Here is an 18779-nt window from a genome sequence, read left to right as displayed (position 1 = left end):
GGCAAATGCGTCAAATGAACGGTTAAAGACGGAGACACATGCAATGAAAAGCAACCACACGGTGGCGCAGTTCAAAGGGATTGAGGCATGAGTGTCCGCGATGCGGTTCTTGCGAACCTGAAAAAGATAACCGACCCCGTATCCGGGCAGGATATTGTCAGCGCTGGCGTGGTGCGCGCGTTGAATGTTGAAGGCGATACCGTCCGCTTTGTGCTTGAGGTCGATCCCAAGCAGGCCGAACGGATGGAGCCAGTACGTGCGGCTGCCGAACAGGCCGCACAGATGGTTGAGGGTGTTGGTAACGTGTCGGCGATGATGACGGCGCATTCAGACAAGGCGCCGCCTGAATTGAAGCCCAAGCCTCGGCCGTCGGAAACTGGTCCGCAAGCCGTGCCCGGCGTAGATCGGATCATTGCCGTAGCTTCTGGCAAGGGTGGTGTGGGCAAGTCTACTGTCTCAGCCAATCTCGCCTGTGCACTGGCCGCAGAAGGACGTCGTGTCGGTCTGTTGGATGCTGACGTGTATGGCCCGTCGCAACCCCGGATGTTGGGGGTTTCTGGTCGTCCGGCCAGCCCGGATGGCAAGACAATCCTGCCGCTGCGCAATCATGGCGTCACAATGATGTCGATGGGGCTGATGACCAACGAAGGGCAGGCCGTTGTCTGGCGCGGACCTATGTTGATGGGCGCTTTGCAACAAATGATGAGCCAGGTCCAGTGGGGCGCGTTGGACGTTCTGATCGTGGACCTGCCGCCCGGGACCGGCGACGTGCAACTGACGCTGAGCCAAAAGTTCAAAGTGGATGGTGCCATTGTGGTTTCAACCCCGCAGGATGTAGCGTTGATCGATGCTCGTAAGGGGATCGACATGTTCAACCAGCTCCAGACACCAATCGTCGGAATGATCGAGAATATGTCCACGCACATATGCTCGCACTGTGGGCACGAAGAGCATGTGTTCGGCCATGGCGGCGTTGCATCAGAGGCCGAAACGCTGGGCGTTCCGTTGTTGGGAGAGATCCCACTGCATCTGGATATCCGCGTCGCCGCGGACGGTGGCGCACCAATCGTGGTCAGCAAGCCTGACAGCCAACAGGCCGAAGCGTTCCGAAAAATTGCGCGCGATCTGATCACAAAAGGCGTTGCATGAGCGAGCTCGTCTTCCCACCACTGCTATCAGGCCACCCTGTGCAGGGAGGGGAAGATCCCTTTGAGCGCGCGCAGTCAATGGCCGCACTCGGGTGCGATGCAGGGGCCGTTGTTTACAACATCCAGGCTGACAGGCTGCGTGTAGCCATCGTGTTTGCCCCCGAGGTTTCCTTGCAGGATGCGATGGCTATGCTGCCCTTATGCGCAGTAGGGTTTCAGAACGCGCTGGGCGCTTTGGCCCCACCCGAAGTTGCAGTGCATCTTGGGTGGGACGGGCTGATCTGCGTGAACGGTGCCAAATGTGGGCAGTTCGATGTTGCAGCGTCCACGACCGAGCCGACAGATTTTCCCGATTGGCTTGTTGTGGGGTGGGAACTGTCCTTGTTGCAGACCAGTGATGCCCCCGGAGATACGCCGGACGTCACAGCGCTTTATGACGAGGGCTGCGCCGATGTGTCGGCCTCACAGCTGGTCGAAAGCTGGTCACGCCACATGTTGACCTGGCTGAACCGCTGGCAACAGGATGGCAATGCACCTTTGCACAGCGAATGGCTGGGATTGCTGCAAGGCGTCGGAGAACCGCTGGGAGAAGAGGGTGTCTTTCTAGGAACGGATGAGCGGTTTGGAATGCTCATCCGGAATGGATCAGATACGCATCTGCGCCCTCTCACACAATTGCTGGAGACTGACAGATGAAACTGGCCCGTGCTATTCACTTTGATGAAAGTGATATGAACGTCTTTCACTCTCCTGCACGCACGGGTGAATGGTGCATCTCGGGCGGGTTCGAGTTTTCCAACTGGGGCCCGGGGGATCTGGAAGGAAAGCCACGTCAGGCTTTCGCCAACGGCTGGCTGGGTCTGGACACTTTCGGGCGCGTCACCTTCGTGGCCGTGACACAGATTGAACCAGCGGAAATCGAACGGGCAAAACAGAACCTGGCCGAGCATTTTGTGCAATTCTATGGCGCACCGTCAGCCGAGGCCGCAATGGGCGTCGCGCAAGCTGAAATTGACCATATGTCAGAGCTTTGCGATGCCCACGATCCAAATACATTGCTGACAGTTTCACGTGAGTTGACGGACACAGGTGTACGTGAAGCGTTTCGAGTGATCACCCCGCAAGAGGCCGAATTGGAGGCGTTGGCCGTTCACGGCTCGCTGGACGATTAGATCAAGTCGACAAAGCCGCCGAACTGGCCGCGCTTGAAGATCAGACCTTTGCCTGTGCGATACATCACCTGGTCCACATGGCCGACCACAATCAGGTGGTCACCTGCCTCGTGTCGGGCGTGCAGGTGGCAATCAAACCGCGCCAGGCAATTGGTCAATTGCGGACGTCCGGCGTCATCCGTTCGCCATTCAGCGTGCGAGAAATCTGTTCCGTCACGCGCGAATCTCAAGGCGCGATCCTGTTGATCCTGCGCCATAACATGGATGGAATAGTGTTGGCACTTACTGAACGCATTAAAGCGGTTGGAGTCTTTGGCGAGACACCACAAGACCAAAGGCGGATCAAGCGACACCGACGAAAACGAGTTTGCGGTAATCGCGCGCGGGCCGTTTTCGGTATTTGTCGTGATAACGGTTACGCCGGTGCCGAAACATCCCAATGCCTCGCGGAACGCGCCGCTTTGATCCGGGCCGGGTGAGAAGGTTCTTTCGGTCATGACGCGCTCGTTCTGTGCTCGCGCATCAGGTGCCATGACCCGAAGAGATTGTCCATGGAAAGCTGACAGCGCCCGCAAGGCTGTCCGGATCAGTTCAGGTCTTCCAGCAACCGTCCATGCTTGCGCGTTTCAACTAAGACCGCGCCAAATGTGGTCACGCCTCGGGCTTGCAGCATGGGCAGCATCTTGACCAAAGCTTCGGCCGTCGCAAGGGCATCCCCCAGCGCTGTGTGGCGCAACGCGTCAGGAATGGTGATGTCCAGCCGTTCGCATAGCGCATCCAGCGTATGCGTGTCGCTGGCGCCAAACAAAACCGCCGATAGCAAGACCGTATCCAGAATGGGATGGGTCCATTCGACGCCCATGTCATCGGCGTGCCGCCGCAGAAAAGCCATATCAAAAGGTGCATTATGCGCGACGATCACCGCGTCGCGTGCAAACTGATGAAACACCTTTCCGGCTTTGGCAATATCTGGTGCGCCCTGTACCATCCGATCATTGATTTTATGTACTTTGGTCGAGGCGGCCGGGATCGGAATGCCCGGGTTCACCAGCATATTCAGCTGTTCCGAGTCAACGATCCGACCCTTGATGACCCGCACCGCGCCGATTTGGACAATTTCGTCTTTATGCGGTAGCAAGCCGGTGGTTTCGGTGTCGAAGACAACAAAACACAAATCGGGCAAGGCGCGGTTTTCTAACGCGTCCTCTGCTGCAGTGTGCAGAAGCTCAAAATCATAAACCAGTGGGCGCGCGGCATCAGGCGAGATGCGCGCGGTGCTGTCTTCGAAAATCAACATGTATCCTGGAGCATCACCCAACGGTTTCATGCGTGCCGAATAGCTCTGGTTTTCGTCAATGCTGATAAGCTTGCATTCCACGTCCATCCCGGTTTTCACCAGTTTGGAATAGGCGTCCTCTAACGGCCCCGGTTTCAGGTACTCAAACAGCGAAGCGTTCAGGCGGGGGTGGCAGATCTGAGCCAGGACTTCGGCAGCCTGCGCATCATACAGGACGATCTTATGGGTCGGGCTGGCCAGCAACATGGCCACCGGGATCTCGGTCAAAAGGGCGGTCAATCGCTGCTTTTCTGCTGCTAAATGTGCGGTTTCAACGGCGACCGCCTCGGCGATGTTGAGGGTCTTGTCAGAAAGCTGATCGGCCAGACCTGCCGCAGCGGGGGCCAGATCGCCCAGATACCTGGCGGCTTGCAGGTCCATATCTGTACTAACCCCGGCATGCGCCCGGGCACGCAGTTCGGCGGAAAGTCGTTCAATAGGCTTGGCTATGTTGTCGTCAAACAAAAGCCAAACCCCGGCAACCATTGCCAGCATTCCGAATCCGATCAGAATTTCAGCAAACACAAAGGCGGTCAGCAGTTCTGGATTGTCCAACCGGACATAACTGACCCAAAGCGCGACGGAACTGACAACCAACCCGCCCAAGGCAAGCAAGCAGAAGAACAAGAAAATTCTGATCCGTAGGCTCAGACGGGTCAGCATAACTACACTCCGCAAGTGGCCTCGATGATGGGGTCGCTTGATCCGGCGGTGAACCAATCTGCGTTCAACAGGCGCCCATCATCGGCGAATTCGGCACCATCCGCCAGATTGGCGCGGCGGTTTTCGGCGCAGTTTACAGCCACGGGCATTTTCGAGACCGGAGCCCAGCGGCCAAAGAAATACAGATCGACCAGACGTTGGTCCGGCACTTGATCGTTGGTGCGCACGGACACTGTGTCGATGGCGGCAAATCGATCTACGAAGGGCACCGCATAGGTCCACGGACGATAGAAGGCGCGGCTTTCCACTTCCTGAATGATCGCCAACTCCTCGGGCAGGTTTTCGAGCTGTCGGTTGTACCACGAGTACTCGCTGGCGACGGTTACTCCGATCATGCCCACACCCGCAGCGACCGGTGCCGCCCAGCGGGGCAGACGGCCGCCGCTGAGTTTGTTCAGCGCCATCACAACGCCCGCAAACGCAATGCCTGCAAAGACTGTGCCGATCAATTCCAGAAACATCTCGTCTCTCCGTTCTTCGGACTATGCCGCCCGCAGTGTTCTGAACCTCAGCCGATCACACTGCGATCAGCTCAGCATTCCCTTGCCATGACCAACCGCCGATTGCATCGTTTTTACGACAACAAACGCATCCCGAAGATGACTTCGCTCAAAGTCGGACAAATCCGACGGCGGTAGGTAGTTGTTTGGCTTTTCGCCGGATTTGACCAGCCTGACCTGATGTTCCAGCCGCGTTTCTGCGATCAGATCATAGGCATCCAGCAAGTCCCGGGCACCAGATGGGCTGAGGAGGCCCGTGGATTCTGCAGCTTTCAAACGGGCGCGGGTGTTCGTTTCGGTCAATTGTGCCTGAAGGCTGTAGATCCGCGCCAGATCGACGACCGGTACAACACCATTGTGCTTTAGATCCAACGTGTTGCGATGTTCACCGGATCGGATCGTCGCAAATCCTCTCAGCAGCCCCAGCGGCGGCGTGTGTTTCAAAGAATTGGAAATCATATGGGCCACAAAGATCGAGTTCGCGTTGGCGGCACTCAGCGTATCAGCCTGCAGGTCCTCGAAGAGCTCGAACTGGCCACCGATGGGCCGCAGGTCGAACATGACTGAGGCCAGCATTTGTGCTTCGGGATTTGGTTTTGCGATCCACCCTCGGAAGTAATCGCGCCAGACCCGAACGGGCTGACACCAGCGCGGATTGGTCGCCATCATGTCACCGGGGCAATAGAAGTATCCGCATGTATCCAACCCGTCTGAGACAAACCTGGCCAGTTCCTGAAAATAAGGTAGGTCGGCATCCGTCACACTGTTATCCAGCATCAGGCAGTTATCTTGATCCGACACACCGGTCTGTTCCTGCCGACCTTGAGAGCCACAGGCCAGCCACAGATAAGGGGCGGGCGGTGACCCTAGTTTCCGTTCGGCCAAGGCCAAAAGGCGACGGGTGGCTGTGTCTGCGATGTCAGTGATCAGACGCGTTACGATTTCATGCCGGTTTCCGCCTGCCACGAGCTGTACCAATAGCTGCGGGATCTCTGCGGTGACCAAGGTCATCTCTTCGGCCGATTTTGCGCGAGCGATCCGGCGCACCATCTCAGCGGAATTGACGGCCTGATAGTGGGTTAGGTCTGTTTGCGTCACAATGCCAATCAGATGCCCACCTTCGCAGATCGGGATATGGCCGATACCGCGTTCCATCATTACGTGGAGAACATCCGAGCCGATGTCGCTGGGTGACAAGGTGATGGGATCGGGCGTCATAATCTTGGAAATCGTGGTGGTGTCGGGCATGGCGTTGGCCACGAACTTGCTTGAGATATCGCGCAGGGTCGCAATGCCCACCAGGCCGTCGCCCTCTGTCACGCAAAGGGAAGATATACGCTTGTCCCGCATGATCTGCGCGGCCTTCTGCACAGGGATGGATGCGTCACATGTTTCTGGGGCAGGCGCCATCAGCACGTCGATTGCCGTGGTGGCAAGGCTTTGAGGGCCCGTACGGCTGGCCCGTTTTCGGTTAAAGAACCGGGATACAATGTCATATTCTTTGATCAAAGAATGAAACATCCCGGTCGGCACGACGAAAAGCACAGTTGGTATATGCGCGTGGGCGTTGGTAAGGGCGATCCCGTCTTTCAGAAGACCACGCTCGCCAAAGGAGTTCCGCAATCCCAGATGAGATACGACGGCGCCGTTCTCATCCGTGATTTCGACCTGTCCTTCGTAGATGATGTACACCCCGGGCAACTCCTGGCCCAGTTCGTAGACCGCAGAGTTCTCTTCGATCTCATGCACTTGGATTTTTTGTGCGAGATCGTTCATCACAGGGTCGGGCAGGGCGTCATAGGGGTGAACGGATTTCAGAAACCGGATGATCCGACTTTGCGACGATGTCATCAGTGCCTCCGGGTTTCTTTTAGAAAAATCCCGCCCGGTGGTATGCCGGGCGGGAACAGTAAGTCGAAAGACGCGGCCTTTAGAGGTTATCCAACGACCGCATCAGGCTCAATGATCCTGAGCTGCACCCGCACCACGGGGAATGCGAACGCTTTCGACCAGATCTTTGATCTCCTGTGGGGTCTCTTTGGTCATGCCTGCGACAACGTAGGCAGTCCCAAAGTTAATCATTGCACCGATGGCACCGAACGAGGTCGACTTGATCGGACCCAGCAGCGGATCAGCATCGGTGAATGAGTTGGTGCCCGGAATGAACAGCCAGCCTTTGTGCAGGAAGATGTAGACCAGAGTGACGGTCAGACCTGCCAACATGCCAGCAACCGCGCCGGTGTTGTTGATGCGAGTCGAGAAGATCCCCATCATCAACGCCGGGAAGATCGAGGCTGCTGCCAGACCAAACGCCAAGGCCACGGTTTGCGCCGCAAAGCCCGGTGGATTCAGACCAAGATAGGTAGCCACGACGATGGCAACGGCCATTGCGATCCGCGCCGCCAGCAGCTCTCCTTTTTCCGAGATTTGCGGGTTGATGGCCCCTTTGACAAGGTCGTGGGACACAGCTGACGAGATCGCCAACAGCAGGCCCGCAGCGGTTGACAGAGCAGCTGCAAGACCACCGGCAGCGACCAGACCGATCACCCAACCGGGTAGGTTGGCGATCTCTGGGTTGGCCAGAACCAGGATGTCACGGTTGAAATTGGTAAGTTCGTTGCCGACCCAGCCCTTTTCTTCCGCGATGGCAGTCATGGCTTCGGACTTGTCATTGTAGTACTGGATCTTGCCGTCGCCGTTCTTGTCTTCCCAGTCCAGCAGACCGGTTTTCTGCCAAGTTGCCATCCAATCATAGCGTGGATCGTTGTCGATTTCTTCGACCGAAACTGCGCCACCTTCGATGCCACCATTGGGCCACATCATGTCACTGATGTTCAGGCGTGCCATGGCGCCAACCGCAGGGGCGGTCAGGTACAGCAGTGCGATGAACACCAGCGCCCAACCGGCGGACCAGCGCGCGTCAGATACTTTCGGTACTGTGAAGAAGCGCATGATGACGTGCGGCAGGCCGGCCGTACCGATCATCAGCGACAGCGTGAACAATACCATGTTCAACGTGTTTGAGTGGTGGGCTGTATACTCGTTAAAGCCCAGCTCGGTCACGATCGCATCCAACTTGGTCAACAGTGGCTCACCACTTGCAGTGTCGCCAAACAGACCCAGCGCCGGAACAGGTGTGCCGGTCAGCTGCAGCGAGATGAAGATCGCCGGGATGGTGTAGGCGGTGATCAGCACGCAGTATTGAGCGACCTGCGTGTAGGTCACGCCTTTCATCCCACCAAACACCGCGTAGGCAAACACAACGCCCGCGCCGATCAGCAGACCGGTGGTGTTTGACACTTCAAGGAAGCGGCCAAAGGCCACGCCCACACCGGTCATCTGACCGATCACGTAAGTCACCGACGCAACGATCAGACAGATCACCGCAACGATACGGGCTGTCTGGCTGTAGAAGCGGTCGCCGATGAACTCCGACACGGTGTATTTGCCGAACTTGCGCAAGTACGGCGCCAGCAACAGCGCCAGCAGCACATAGCCACCGGTCCAACCCATCAGGAAGGTCGAGTTGTCATAGCCGGTAAAGGCAATTAGGCCCGCCATCGAGATGAACGAAGCCGCAGACATCCAGTCTGCCGCTGTCGCCATACCGTTGGTGACAGGGTGAATGCCGCGACCGGCGGCGTAGAACTCTGATGTGGAACCCGCACGGGCCCAGATCGCGATGCCGATGTAGAGCGCAAAGGACGCGCCGACAAATAGTAGGTTGATGGTAAACTGATCCATGGGGTTTACTCCTCAACGCCATATTCGGCGTCCAGCTTATTCATGCGCCAGGCGTAGTTGAAGATCAGCACCAGAAAGACCAGGATCGATCCCTGCTGCGCGAACCAAAAGCCCAGATCGGTACCGCCAACGGCGATCCCCGACAGCATCGGACGCAGCAGGATGCCGAATCCAAACGACACCAGCGCCCAAATCGCGAGGCTGATGTAGATGAGGCGCAGGTTGGCCTGCCAATAGCCCTTATCGGACTCGGCAGTCTGCGCGGAGTTAGATGATTGATCCGCCATTGCGGTTCCTCCTTCGCTTCCTCGTTGGGCGACCCGTGCCCAACACCTCTAGCGCCGCGGGCCGCGTCTCGATTGTGCCAAGCACCAGCTGGTGTCAGGCAAAACCTCTCTGGTCCGCCAAGGCGGGTCCATTGAAGTATTCTGTTTCAGGATCAAAGCCCTTGGGCTTGTCTCCTCCCCCTTAGCTCATTGCGTCGCTGACGATCCCTTCCAGAGCACTGGCGATATCATCGATTTTCCCCATGGCATCCGTGCGTTGCAGGACGCCGTGTGTTTCGTAGTGATTGATCAGCGGTGCGGTTTGGGCGTGATATGCCTCAAGCCGTGAAGCCACAGTTTCGGCGTTGTCATCGGCACGTCGATTGAATTCGGTGTGACCGCATTTGTCACATTTGCCTTTAACAGCTGGTTGCTTGAACTGATCATGGAACCCTTCGCCACAACCTGCGCAGGTGTAGCGGCCTGAAATGCGGATCACCATTTCTGCGTCTTCAACTTCAAGACTGATAGCCGCACTGATCTTTTGATCGTTTTCAGACAGCAACCCATCCAGCGCTTCGGCCTGAACCGTTGTACGCGGAAAGCCATCCAGAATAACGCCCTTGGCACAATCCGGCTCGGCCATACGGTCGCGCAGGATTGCAATGACGATTTCGTCGCTGACCAGATCGCCAGCCTCCATCACGGCCTTCGCAGCTTTGCCAGCTTCGGTTCCGGCAGCAACAGCCGCCCGCAACAGGTCGCCCGTGCTCAGCTGAATCAGGCTGAATTTGTCTTCCAGCATGCGGGCTTGCGTTCCCTTCCCGGCGCCCGGAGGGCCGAGAAGGATAAGAACGGCGGGTGAGGTAGTCGTGGCTGTATCCATCACACCCTCACTTGCTCGCCCGGTTTTCGATCAAGTCTTCAACCACCGACGGATCCGCAAGGGTCGAAGTGTCACCTAGTGATCCAAAGTCGTTCTCGGCAATTTTGCGCAGGATACGGCGCATGATCTTGCCAGACCGTGTCTTAGGCAGGCCGGGGGCCCACTGAATCACATCCGGGGATGCAATCGGGCCAATCTCGGTCCGGACCCAGGTGCGCAGCTCTTTCATAAGCTCATCACTGGGTTCACGATCGTTCATCAGCGTGACGTAGCAATATATGCCTTGCCCTTTGATGTCATGGGGATAGCCAACCACTGCGGCCTCTGCCACGGCGGCATGCGCTACCAGCGCGCTTTCGACCTCGGCGGTGCCCATGCGGTGACCCGAGACGTTGATCACGTCGTCGACACGGCCGGTTATCCAATAGTCGCCGTCTTCGTCGCGGCGACAACCGTCACCGGTAAAGTAGTAACCTTTGTAATCCGAGAAATAGGTCTTCTCGAACCGCTCATGATCGCCCCAGACGGTCCGCATCTGACCTGGCCAGCTGTCCTTGATGCACAAAACGCCTTCGACACCATTGCCATTGATTTCGACGCCCGATTGCGGATCCAGAACCACCGGTTCAATGCCGAAGAAGGGCTTCATGGCCGAGCCAGGCTTCATCGCGTGTGCGCCTGGCAGAGGGGTCATCAGGTGACCGCCGGTCTCAGTCTGCCACCAAGTATCTACGATGGGGCAGCGACCACCACCGACAACCTCATTGTACCAGTTCCAGGCCTCGGGGTTGATCGGCTCGCCGACGGTGCCAAGGGTCCGCAGATCGCTTAGGTCGCATTTCTCGACCCATTCGTTGCCTTGCCCCATAAGGGCGCGCAAAGCTGTAGGGGCCGTATAGAACTGGTTGACCTTGTGCTTTTCGCAGACCTGCCAAAAGCGGGACGCATCCGGATAGGTTGGAACGCCCTCGAACATCAGCGTGGTCGCCCCATTGGCCAGCGGACCGTATACGATATAGCTGTGCCCGGTGACCCAGCCCACGTCAGCGGTACACCAATACACATCACCTTCATGGTAATCGAAGGTAATTTCATGGGTCATCGCGGCGTAGACCAGATAGCCGCCAGTTGTGTGTACGACGCCTTTTGGCTGACCGGTTGAACCGGACGTATACAAAATGAACAACGGATCTTCGGCGCTCATTTCAGCAGGGGCGCAGTAGTCATCGGCCTCCAGCGCCATTTCGTTATAGTCGAAATCGCGACCGTCGATCCAAGTGGTCTGGCCGCCAGTGCGTTTGACCACCAGGCATTTCACCGTGTCTTTACAGTGCAGCAGGGCTGCATCCGCGTTGGACTTCAGCGGAGTCTTGCGACCTCCGCGCGGGGCCTCGTCAGCGGTAATGACTACTTTTGCGTCACAGCCGTTGATCCGTGCCGACAAAGCATCGGGTGAGAAGCCAGCAAACACGATCGAATGAATTGCGCCAATCCGCGCGCAAGCCAGCATGGCGTAGGCAGCTTCGGGAATCATCGGCATGTAGATGACAACGCGATCGCCCTTACGTACGCCCAGAGATTCCAGAATATTGGCCATCCGGCAGGTACGGCGATGCAGCTCGGCATAGGAGATATGCTGTGCGGCCTCGTTTGGATCGTCCGGTTCCCAAATAATGGCGGTTTCGTCGCCACGCGTTTTCAAGTGGCGGTCCAGACAATTGGCCGACACGTTCAACGTGCCATCTGCATACCAGTTGATTTTGACTGCGCCAAAATCGTAACTGACGTCTTTGACCTGAGAAAACGGTTTGATCCAATCAATGCGCTTGCCTTGCTCACCCCAGAAAGCATCAGGATCTTTGATCGAGGCGGCATACATGTCGGCATACTTGTCAGCGTCAACATGTGCGCGGGCAGCAGTTTCTGCGGATGGCGGATATGTCTTGGCATCTGCCTGGGCAGCGGTTGTCATTTTTGAGGCTCCTCCCTCTGGACTGGACTAAATTAGGATCTTTGTTGCCAATCGATCGGGCAATGTCGATCCCGTTCCTCCCCGATCGGAATAATACGGGGTTCAGAAAAGAAATAAATAAATAGCAGGAATCCTTGGATTTGTTTGTAAATAAATTTCTCGTCGTTGACAGTCGCTGTTAATAAATTTTTCAGGCGTGGAAAATTTACAAATAATACAAATGTTTGAATGTAACGAGTCTTTGCGTGTGAATGTGCAGGCAGCACCTGGAAGCGGTTTCTCATCAGACCTGACCAGTCTGGAAAAGAACACCTGACCGAACCGGTCCTTGATCTGCCCGCCTTTATCCAGGGTTGGCACATCCGAATGTTGGCGCTAGCTTCTTTTGCAAGCGCCTCGGGAAGGGGCGCACAATGGGAGAACTTACGATGAAAAAGATGTTGAGCGGTGCAGCTGTCGCCGCCCTTGGCGTTGCCTTCGTATCCGAAGCCGCAGCCACCGAATGGAACGCGTCCGTTTGGGGCAAACGCCGCGCCTTTACCGAGCATGTCGAGAAACTGGCCGAGTTGGTCAGCGAAAAAACCGGCGGAGATTTTACGATCAACGTCAGCTACGGCGGATTGTCCAAACCCAAGGAAAACTTGGATGGCATCGAAATTGGTGCCTTCGAGATGGCTCAGTTCTGCGCGGGTTACCACCGGGACAAAAACCGTGCGATTACTGTTCTGGAATTGCCGTTCCTTGGCGTCAACAACCTGAACGAAGAAGTCGCAGTTAGCCACGCCGTCTATGATCATCCTGCCGTTAAGGACGAGATGGCACAATGGAATGCGCGCATCATCATGACGTCGCCCATGCCTCAGTATAATATCGTCGGAACGGGCGAGCCACGTGATGAGTTGGCTGATTTCGACGGAATGCGCGTCCGGGCCACAGGTGGTCTTGGCCAGGCTTTCGAGGCCGTTGGTGGTGTGCCGACATCCGTTCCGGCGACCGAAGCCTATAACGCAATGGAATCCGGCGTCGTCGATACTGTGGCCTTTGCCCAGCACGCGCATCTGTCCTTTGGCACAATCAACGAAGCCGATTGGTGGACCGCCAACCTGAACCCCGGAACGGTCAATTGCCCGGTTGTGGTGAACATCGACGCTTACGAAGCGCTGCCTGCTGAACATCGCGAAGCGCTGAACAGCTCCATCGATGAGGCCATTGATCACTATCTGGCGAACTATGGCGGCCTGCTTGAACAATGGGACAGTGTTCTGGAAGAGAAGGGTGTTCAGAAGGTCATGATCGACGATGCCGTGATCGATGAATTCCGCACCACAGCTGCTGATCCGATCCGTGAACAGTGGATTGCAGACATGACCGCACAAGGTCTGCCTGGGCAGGACCTATACGATCTGGTGCAGTTGACGCTGAAGCAGCAGCGCGGCGGCAACTGATCTCAGCAACCGGGCGTCTCTATAGGGCGCCCGGAATTTTTCAAGAATAGGGGATCACCGGAATGGCAGGACAAGCCACGGTGCTGGAAGACGGCAGTCGCCTCAGCCAGTTGGATCAGCATTTGCTGCGCGCAGAAAAATTTCTGGCGCTGATCAGCGGGATGGCGGTTTTTGGATTGATGGTGTTGGCCGTTGTGTCCGTCGGTGGGCGCAACGCCTTAAACGCGCCTTTGCCCGGCTATGTTGACTGGATCGAACAAGCCATGCCGTTGATTGCTTTCCTGGGCATCTCATACGTTCAGCGCGACGGTGGGCATATTCGGATGGATATCGTCATCTCGCGCCTGCGTGGCAGGGCGTTGTGGTTGTTCGAGCTGATTTCGGTGATCCTGATCCTTGTCCTGATGCTAGCACTGGTCTGGGGCAGTTGGTCCCATTTCGACCGGTCCTTTGATTTTGGTGCCCCGCTGTGGAGCAGGGATAGCTCCATTGACATCGGTATCCCTCTTTGGCCTGCCAAATTGTTGGCACCGATTGCCTTCTCGGTTTTGTGTCTACGGCTGGCCCTGCAGGTCTGGGGCTATGGGCGGGCTTTTGTGCTGGGGCTGAAAACACCAGTCGCTGTCCCTTTGATTCAGGATGCCGCAGCCTTAGCGGCCGCCGAGGCCGAGCAGTTCGAAGGGCAGGACTAGGACATGGACACGATTGAAATTGGCCTGTGGGTGACAGGCGGGCTGCTTGTTCTGGTGCTTACAGGCATGCGCGTGGCCTTTGCAGCCGCTCTGACCGGGCTGATCGGGCTCGTCTGGATTTTCTGGGCAAAGTTCGGCTATGACCCTGATCGTTTTGGCAAGGCTCTGACCGTTGCCGTGAAAACAGCTGGACAGGTGCCGCACTCCAAGGTTGCCTCACATACGCTCAGCCTGATCCCGACGTTTATCCTGATCGGGTATCTTGCCTACTACGCAGGTCTGACCCGAGCGTTGTTTGAGGCAGCCAAACGTTGGGTCGCCTGGGTTCCTGGCGGGTTGGCCGTTTCCACGATTTTCGCAACGGCTGGGTTTGCAGCTGTGTCCGGAGCGTCGGTAGCAACATCAGCCGTCTTCGCCCGCATCGCGATCCCCGAGATGTTGAGCGTCGGGTATAACAAACGTTTTGCTGCAGGGGTTGTGGCGGCAGGGGGCACGTTGGCGTCGCTGATCCCGCCATCCGCGATTCTGGTGATCTACGCCATTATCGTTGAACAGGATGTCGGCAAGCTACTGCTGGCTGGGTTCATACCGGGCGCGTTTTCCGCACTTGTTTACGGATTGCTGATTGTTGGCATCGCCGTTGTTTTCAAGAATGTCGGCCCCCCTGTGACAGGATTTACATGGAAGGAACGTTTCACCGCGCTTCCTGGTGCGCTGCCTATCGTGGCGGTCATCCTGATCATCATATGCTTTGTCTATAACCCGTTTGGAGACAAAGCCTGGGGCACTCCGACAGAAGGCGGTGCGATCGGCGCGTTCATCGTGTTCTGTTTCGCCCTGTTCCACGGGATGCGGTGGCCCGAATTCAAATCAGCCCTGCTGGAAACCGCTAAACTGACGGCCATGATCTTCTCGATCATCTGGGGTGTCCTGATTTACGTGCGTTTCCTGGGGTTTGCGGACTTGCCTGGTGCATTTTCAGACTGGATCACGTCGTTGGAAATGTCGCCCATGCTGATCCTGATCTGTATCCTGTTGGCCTATGCCGTTCTGGGCATGTTTATGGACGCGATCGGTATGCTTCTTCTGACACTGCCGGTGGTTTATCCTGCCGTAATGGCTTTGAACGGAGGAGAGGCTGTCAGCGCTGCCGAAAGCGCATTTGGCATGTCTGGCCCCATGTGTGCCATCTGGTTCGGCATTCTGGTCGTGAAAATGGCCGAGTTCTGTCTGATCACACCACCCATTGGCCTGAACTGTTTTGTGGTGGCCGGGGTGCGTCCAGACCTCAGCGTTCAGGACGTATTTAAAGGCGTGACGCCCTTTTTCATCGCTGATGCAGTGACGATTGCCTTGTTGGTGGCGTTTCCAGGCATCGTGCTCTACTTGCCATCATTGGCCGGATAAAAAAACACCCCGGCGAAAACCGGGGTGAGTAGAGTGATGTTGCGGGTTCTTTATTGTGCCCGCATCAACATTCCGAACAGATCACGAGGGTCATCAGGATCTGCGAGCATGTCTAAAGGTTCAAAGTAATCAGTGCTCTCAATGGCATTCTTGATGTAACGAAGCGCCGAAAAGTCCTCGATCGCGAACCCGACACTATCGAACAGAGTGATCTGGCGGTCATCGTTGCGACCCTTCGCTTGCCCGGTCATCACCTGCCACATCTCGGTTACCGGATGATCTGCGTCCAGCGCCTGAATTTCCCCCTCGACGCGGGTTTGTTCGGGGTATTCGACGAAAATCTCTGACCGCAGAAGAATGTCCCGATGCAATTCGGTTTTGCCCGGGCAGTCGCCACCGATGGCGTTGATGTGAACGCCAGGGCCAACCATGTTATCGGTCAGGATCGTTGCATATTTTTTGTCTGCCGTGCAGGTGGTGATGATCTGAGCACCTTCGATCGCGTCCTCGGGCGTTTTGCACGCCACCACGGTCAAACCTTTGTTCTGAAGGTTCGCTGCACATTTGGCTGTGGCGTTCTGATCAACGTCATATAGTCGAACGGTGTTGATCCCGCACATGGCCTTGAAGGCCAAGCATTGAAACTCAGACTGAGCGCCATTGCCGATCATTGCCATAGTGGATGCATTCTTGGGTGCCAGGTATTTTCCAACCAGAGCGGATGTTGCGGCCGTGCGAAGCGCCGTCAGCATTGTCATTTCGGTCAAAAGGGTGGGGTAACCGGTGTAAACATCTGCCAACAACCCAAACGCCGTGACGGTTTGCAGCCCTTCGGAGGTGTTTTTGGGGTGGCCGTTGACGTATTTGAAACCATAGGCCTCACCATCCGAGGTTGGCATCAATTCGATCACACCATGGGGGGAATGCGCTGGAATGCGGGGGGTTTTGTCAAAACTCTCCCATCGCTTGAAATCGGATTCGATCTGCGCAGCAATCTGCGTGATCATCTGTTCGACACCGATGTGGTGAACAAGCCGCATCATGTTGTCGACGGAAACAAAGGGCACAAGGGCCTTGTCAGAAGGTTTCATATCGCGCTCCTATCGGCGGGACAGGTGAACGCCTGCAATCATGCAGCGCACTGATCCACCGGCTGTTTCAATTGTGGGAACCGACAGCGGCAGCGGCTTTGCGCTGGCCTCGATTTTCTCGATTTGGTCGGGCGTCAAAGAGGCGAGCGCCCTGCTGGATAGGGCCAGAACCAGGCCGTCGTCTCCCAAGAGTTCGATTGCGTTGCCGGCGAATTCAGCAATCTGGCCATGAGACAGATCAATGACCGCCCGACCGGATTCTTCCAGTCGTGCCCGGACTGTGGCGCGCCGTTCGGCGTCCGGGATCATGTCCAAGCAGATCAACGCGTAATGCGTGCCGATCCCCATCAATACGTTGGTATGATACACGTCCCGACCGGCTGCGTCGCGGGCTTCGAATGCAATCGGTTCATAGTTGAAGTGGGTGCAAAACCTTTCCAACAGAACAGGATCGGCGCGGTTGGACTTGACGGTGTAGGCAATGCGGCCGACATGGTCGAGAACCATCGCCCCGGTCCCCTCGAGCGCGAGGTTGTCCTGTTCAAGACCAGAGTAGTCGATAACGTCCTGAACCCGGTATTCCTGCTTCAGCAATTCGATCACATCCGCGCGGCGTTCGCGCCGACGGGACGGCACAAACATCGGATAGATCGCCACGTGACCACCCGGATGGGTGGAAAACCAATTGTTCGGAAAAACACTGTCTGGGGTGTCCAGATCGCCATGGTCATCAAAGACGTGAACAGTGACCCCGGCGGTCTGTAATTGCGCGACAGCCTTGTCATGCTCGTTGCGCGCGGCGGCGGATGTTGCCGCCGCTGACCGGTTGGCCAAAGTTTGAAAGGCATTGTCATCCCGTGTCTCTGGGTTAGAGGCAAAGGCATGAGGGCGGATCATAACGACCGCAGAAGGGGCTTGCAGGGATAACATTAAAAGCTCCGCGTCGGGCGGTCAAAGATACGGCGGCCCATCAACGAGGCGGCCAGGTCGACCATCAGTTTGGCGGTCCGTCCACGCTCATCCAGGAACGGATTCAGTTCGACCAGATCCAACGAGCAGACCAATCCGCTTTCATGTAGCAATTCCATGGCCAGATGCGCCTCACGCTCGGTTGCACCGCCGGGAACGGTGGTGCCGACAGCAGGGGCGACGGCAGGGTCAAGAAAGTCGACGTCCAGTGAGACATGCAGGATACCATTCTCAGCCTTTACACGGTCCAAAAACGCCATGAGCGGGGCCTTGATGCCGTTCTCGTCGATGCTGCGCATGTCGGCCAGCATGGCGCGCTCTTGCTCAAGCTCGGCGCGTTCTGCCGGATCGACCGAACGTAATCCGATCATGCCAACCCGGTCTGTCGGGACGACATCGGGCAGGGGTGGGAAAGCATCAAAACCGGATTGCCCGGTGAAATAGGCGACGGGCGTGCCATGCAGGTTGCCACTGCCTGTGCTGTTGGGTGTATGAAAATCGCTGTGCGCATCAAGCCAGAGCACGAATAACGGGCGTCCGATTTGCTTGGCGTGGGCGGCCATCCCGGCAACAGTGCCCATCGACAAGGCGTGATCGCCGCCCATAAAAATCGGAACGCCGTTGGGTGCTGCGTCCTGTGCCGCCTTGCTTAAGGCCCGTGTCCAGCCGATGCATTCAGGTAGCGAGTACAAGTGTGAGTGTTCGGGCACATCGACGTCTTCGGGGTGAACGTTCCCTCGGTCGGCTACGGTATGACCAAGGTCCGTCAGTGCGTTTTGCAGACCGGCGACGCGATAAGCGTCCGGGCCCATACGGCAACCTTGTCGGCGTTTCCCGGCGTCCATGGGTGCGCCGATCAGTATTATGTCTTTCATATCCATGTGCTCATTTAGCCTGTCGATGCGTCTTGCGTGAAGAAAGCAAATTGTTCAAAATGAAAACAAGAAATCCGAAATGGGAATGAAATATGGACGATTTGGACACTCGCTTGCTGAGCGCCCTACACAGAGATGCCCGGGCATCTTTGTCCGAGCTTGCTGAAATCCTTGGTGTGACCCGCACGACGGTGCGCAGCAGGCTGCAACGATTGAAGCAATCGGGTGAGATTGTTGGCTTTACCGTTCTAACCCGCCGTGATGTGGCGCAAAGCCCGGTGCGTGGTCTGATGATGTTGGAAATCGAAGGTCGAGGCACGGAAAGAACCATGGCCAGAATTGCAGCTATGCGTCAGGTCCGTGCGGTGCATTCGACAAACGGAAGCTGGGATCTGATCGCCGAGATCGGCACGGAAACGCTGGCAGAGCTTGACGAAGTGCTGTTTCAAATCCGACGGATGGAAGGCATCAATCGATCCGAAACGAACCTGTTGCTTTCAACACGCAAGGGCCGGTTTTAGACCTGGTCGCTCAGGGTTCTTGTAATGCTTTG

The 18779-nt window shown here is 56.7% G+C and carries 18 protein-coding genes; 7 read left to right on the top strand and 11 right to left on the bottom strand.

Going from position 1 to position 18779, the window contains the following annotated elements; translation table 11 throughout:
* Nucleotides 1-87 precede the first annotated feature (87 nt).
* From ACR0BU_RS00545 to ACR0BU_RS00535, 3 genes are read left to right on the top strand one after another with little or no spacing between them, the layout of a single operon-like run.
* The gene (locus tag ACR0BU_RS00545; RefSeq protein ID WP_480735291.1) at nucleotides 88-1149 is read left to right on the top strand and encodes an Mrp/NBP35 family ATP-binding protein; all 1062 of its coding nucleotides are present in this window, start codon (nucleotides 88-90) and stop codon (nucleotides 1147-1149) included.
* A complete protein-coding gene (locus ACR0BU_RS00540) occupies nucleotides 1146-1844 on the top strand; it encodes a biotin/lipoate--protein ligase family protein (RefSeq protein WP_298932413.1) in 699 nt (232 codons plus the stop codon). Before ACR0BU_RS00545 ends, ACR0BU_RS00540 begins: the two co-directional genes overlap by 4 nt.
* On the top strand, nucleotides 1841-2320 hold the full coding sequence (locus ACR0BU_RS00535; protein ID WP_300067278.1) for a DUF6505 family protein: 480 nt from the start codon (nucleotides 1841-1843) through the stop codon (nucleotides 2318-2320). Before ACR0BU_RS00540 ends, ACR0BU_RS00535 begins: the two co-directional genes overlap by 4 nt.
* On the opposite strand, the gene ACR0BU_RS00530 is transcribed toward ACR0BU_RS00535, so the two are convergent.
* The 8 genes from ACR0BU_RS00530 to acs form a co-directional block, all read right to left on the bottom strand.
* Complete coding sequence (locus tag ACR0BU_RS00530; protein WP_480735293.1) at nucleotides 2317-2817, bottom strand: flavin reductase family protein; 501 nt, start codon at nucleotides 2815-2817, stop codon at nucleotides 2317-2319. The two genes, ACR0BU_RS00535 and ACR0BU_RS00530, sit on opposite strands and share 4 nt — an antisense overlap.
* Nucleotides 2818-2906: 89 nt before the next feature.
* Nucleotides 2907-4319, bottom strand: coding sequence for a 3'-5' exonuclease (locus ACR0BU_RS00525; RefSeq protein ID WP_480735295.1), 1413 nt, complete (start codon nucleotides 4317-4319; stop codon nucleotides 2907-2909).
* A gap of 2 nt (nucleotides 4320-4321) precedes the next feature.
* The gene (locus ACR0BU_RS00520; protein ID WP_298932405.1) at nucleotides 4322-4840 is read right to left on the bottom strand and encodes a hypothetical protein; all 519 of its coding nucleotides are present in this window, start codon (nucleotides 4838-4840) and stop codon (nucleotides 4322-4324) included.
* Between the two features lie 66 nt (nucleotides 4841-4906).
* Nucleotides 4907-6730, bottom strand: a complete 1824-nt coding sequence (locus ACR0BU_RS00515) for a putative nucleotidyltransferase substrate binding domain-containing protein (RefSeq protein ID WP_299078514.1) — start codon at nucleotides 6728-6730, stop codon at nucleotides 4907-4909.
* Between the two features lie 108 nt (nucleotides 6731-6838).
* Complete coding sequence (locus tag ACR0BU_RS00510) at nucleotides 6839-8623, bottom strand: sodium:solute symporter family protein (RefSeq protein ID WP_298932401.1); 1785 nt, start codon at nucleotides 8621-8623, stop codon at nucleotides 6839-6841.
* A gap of 5 nt (nucleotides 8624-8628) precedes the next feature.
* Nucleotides 8629-8910, bottom strand: coding sequence for a DUF4212 domain-containing protein (locus tag ACR0BU_RS00505; RefSeq protein WP_299078517.1), 282 nt, complete (start codon nucleotides 8908-8910; stop codon nucleotides 8629-8631).
* A gap of 181 nt (nucleotides 8911-9091) precedes the next feature.
* On the bottom strand, nucleotides 9092-9775 hold the full coding sequence (locus ACR0BU_RS00500; RefSeq protein ID WP_480735298.1) for an adenylate kinase: 684 nt from the start codon (nucleotides 9773-9775) through the stop codon (nucleotides 9092-9094).
* A 7-nt stretch (nucleotides 9776-9782) separates the two neighbouring features.
* The gene (gene acs / locus ACR0BU_RS00495; protein WP_480735300.1) at nucleotides 9783-11747 is read right to left on the bottom strand and encodes an acetate--CoA ligase; all 1965 of its coding nucleotides are present in this window, start codon (nucleotides 11745-11747) and stop codon (nucleotides 9783-9785) included.
* 428 nt (nucleotides 11748-12175) lie between these two features.
* Between acs and ACR0BU_RS00490 the strand changes: the two genes are divergently transcribed.
* From ACR0BU_RS00490 to ACR0BU_RS00480, 3 genes are all read left to right on the top strand, one after another.
* A complete protein-coding gene (locus ACR0BU_RS00490) occupies nucleotides 12176-13192 on the top strand; it encodes a C4-dicarboxylate TRAP transporter substrate-binding protein (RefSeq protein WP_298932393.1) in 1017 nt (338 codons plus the stop codon).
* Between the two features lie 62 nt (nucleotides 13193-13254).
* Nucleotides 13255-13884 carry a TRAP transporter small permease subunit gene (locus ACR0BU_RS00485; RefSeq protein ID WP_298932391.1) on the top strand — a complete coding sequence of 210 codons (630 nt, stop codon included), beginning with the start codon at nucleotides 13255-13257 and terminating at the stop codon, nucleotides 13882-13884.
* A 3-nt stretch (nucleotides 13885-13887) separates the two neighbouring features.
* Complete coding sequence (locus ACR0BU_RS00480) at nucleotides 13888-15291, top strand: TRAP transporter large permease (RefSeq protein WP_480735303.1); 1404 nt, start codon at nucleotides 13888-13890, stop codon at nucleotides 15289-15291.
* Nucleotides 15292-15341: 50 nt separating this feature from the next.
* On the opposite strand, the gene ACR0BU_RS00475 is transcribed toward ACR0BU_RS00480, so the two are convergent.
* The 3 genes from ACR0BU_RS00475 to rocF are packed head-to-tail and all read right to left on the bottom strand — an operon-like array spanning nucleotide 15342 to nucleotide 18232.
* The gene (locus tag ACR0BU_RS00475) at nucleotides 15342-16382 is read right to left on the bottom strand and encodes an ornithine cyclodeaminase (protein ID WP_480735305.1); all 1041 of its coding nucleotides are present in this window, start codon (nucleotides 16380-16382) and stop codon (nucleotides 15342-15344) included.
* A 9-nt stretch (nucleotides 16383-16391) separates the two neighbouring features.
* Nucleotides 16392-17312 (bottom strand): citrulline utilization hydrolase CtlX, encoded by a 921-nt coding sequence (ctlX, locus tag ACR0BU_RS00470; RefSeq protein WP_299078535.1) that lies wholly within the window; start codon nucleotides 17310-17312, stop codon nucleotides 16392-16394.
* Nucleotides 17312-18232: an arginase gene (gene rocF, locus ACR0BU_RS00465; protein ID WP_300067263.1), complete on the bottom strand. Its 921-nt coding sequence runs from the start codon at nucleotides 18230-18232 to the stop codon at nucleotides 17312-17314. Before rocF ends, ctlX begins: the two co-directional genes overlap by 1 nt.
* 86 nt (nucleotides 18233-18318) lie before the next feature.
* On the opposite strand from rocF, the gene ACR0BU_RS00460 reads away from it, so the two are divergent.
* A complete protein-coding gene (locus tag ACR0BU_RS00460; protein WP_298932381.1) occupies nucleotides 18319-18747 on the top strand; it encodes an Lrp/AsnC family transcriptional regulator in 429 nt (142 codons plus the stop codon).
* Nucleotides 18748-18779 lie beyond the last annotated feature (32 nt).

This window comes from Ruegeria sp. CK2, assembly GCF_056536585.1.
Note: the sequence above shows the minus strand (reverse complement) of the source record. Positions and strands in the feature narration are given on the sequence as shown.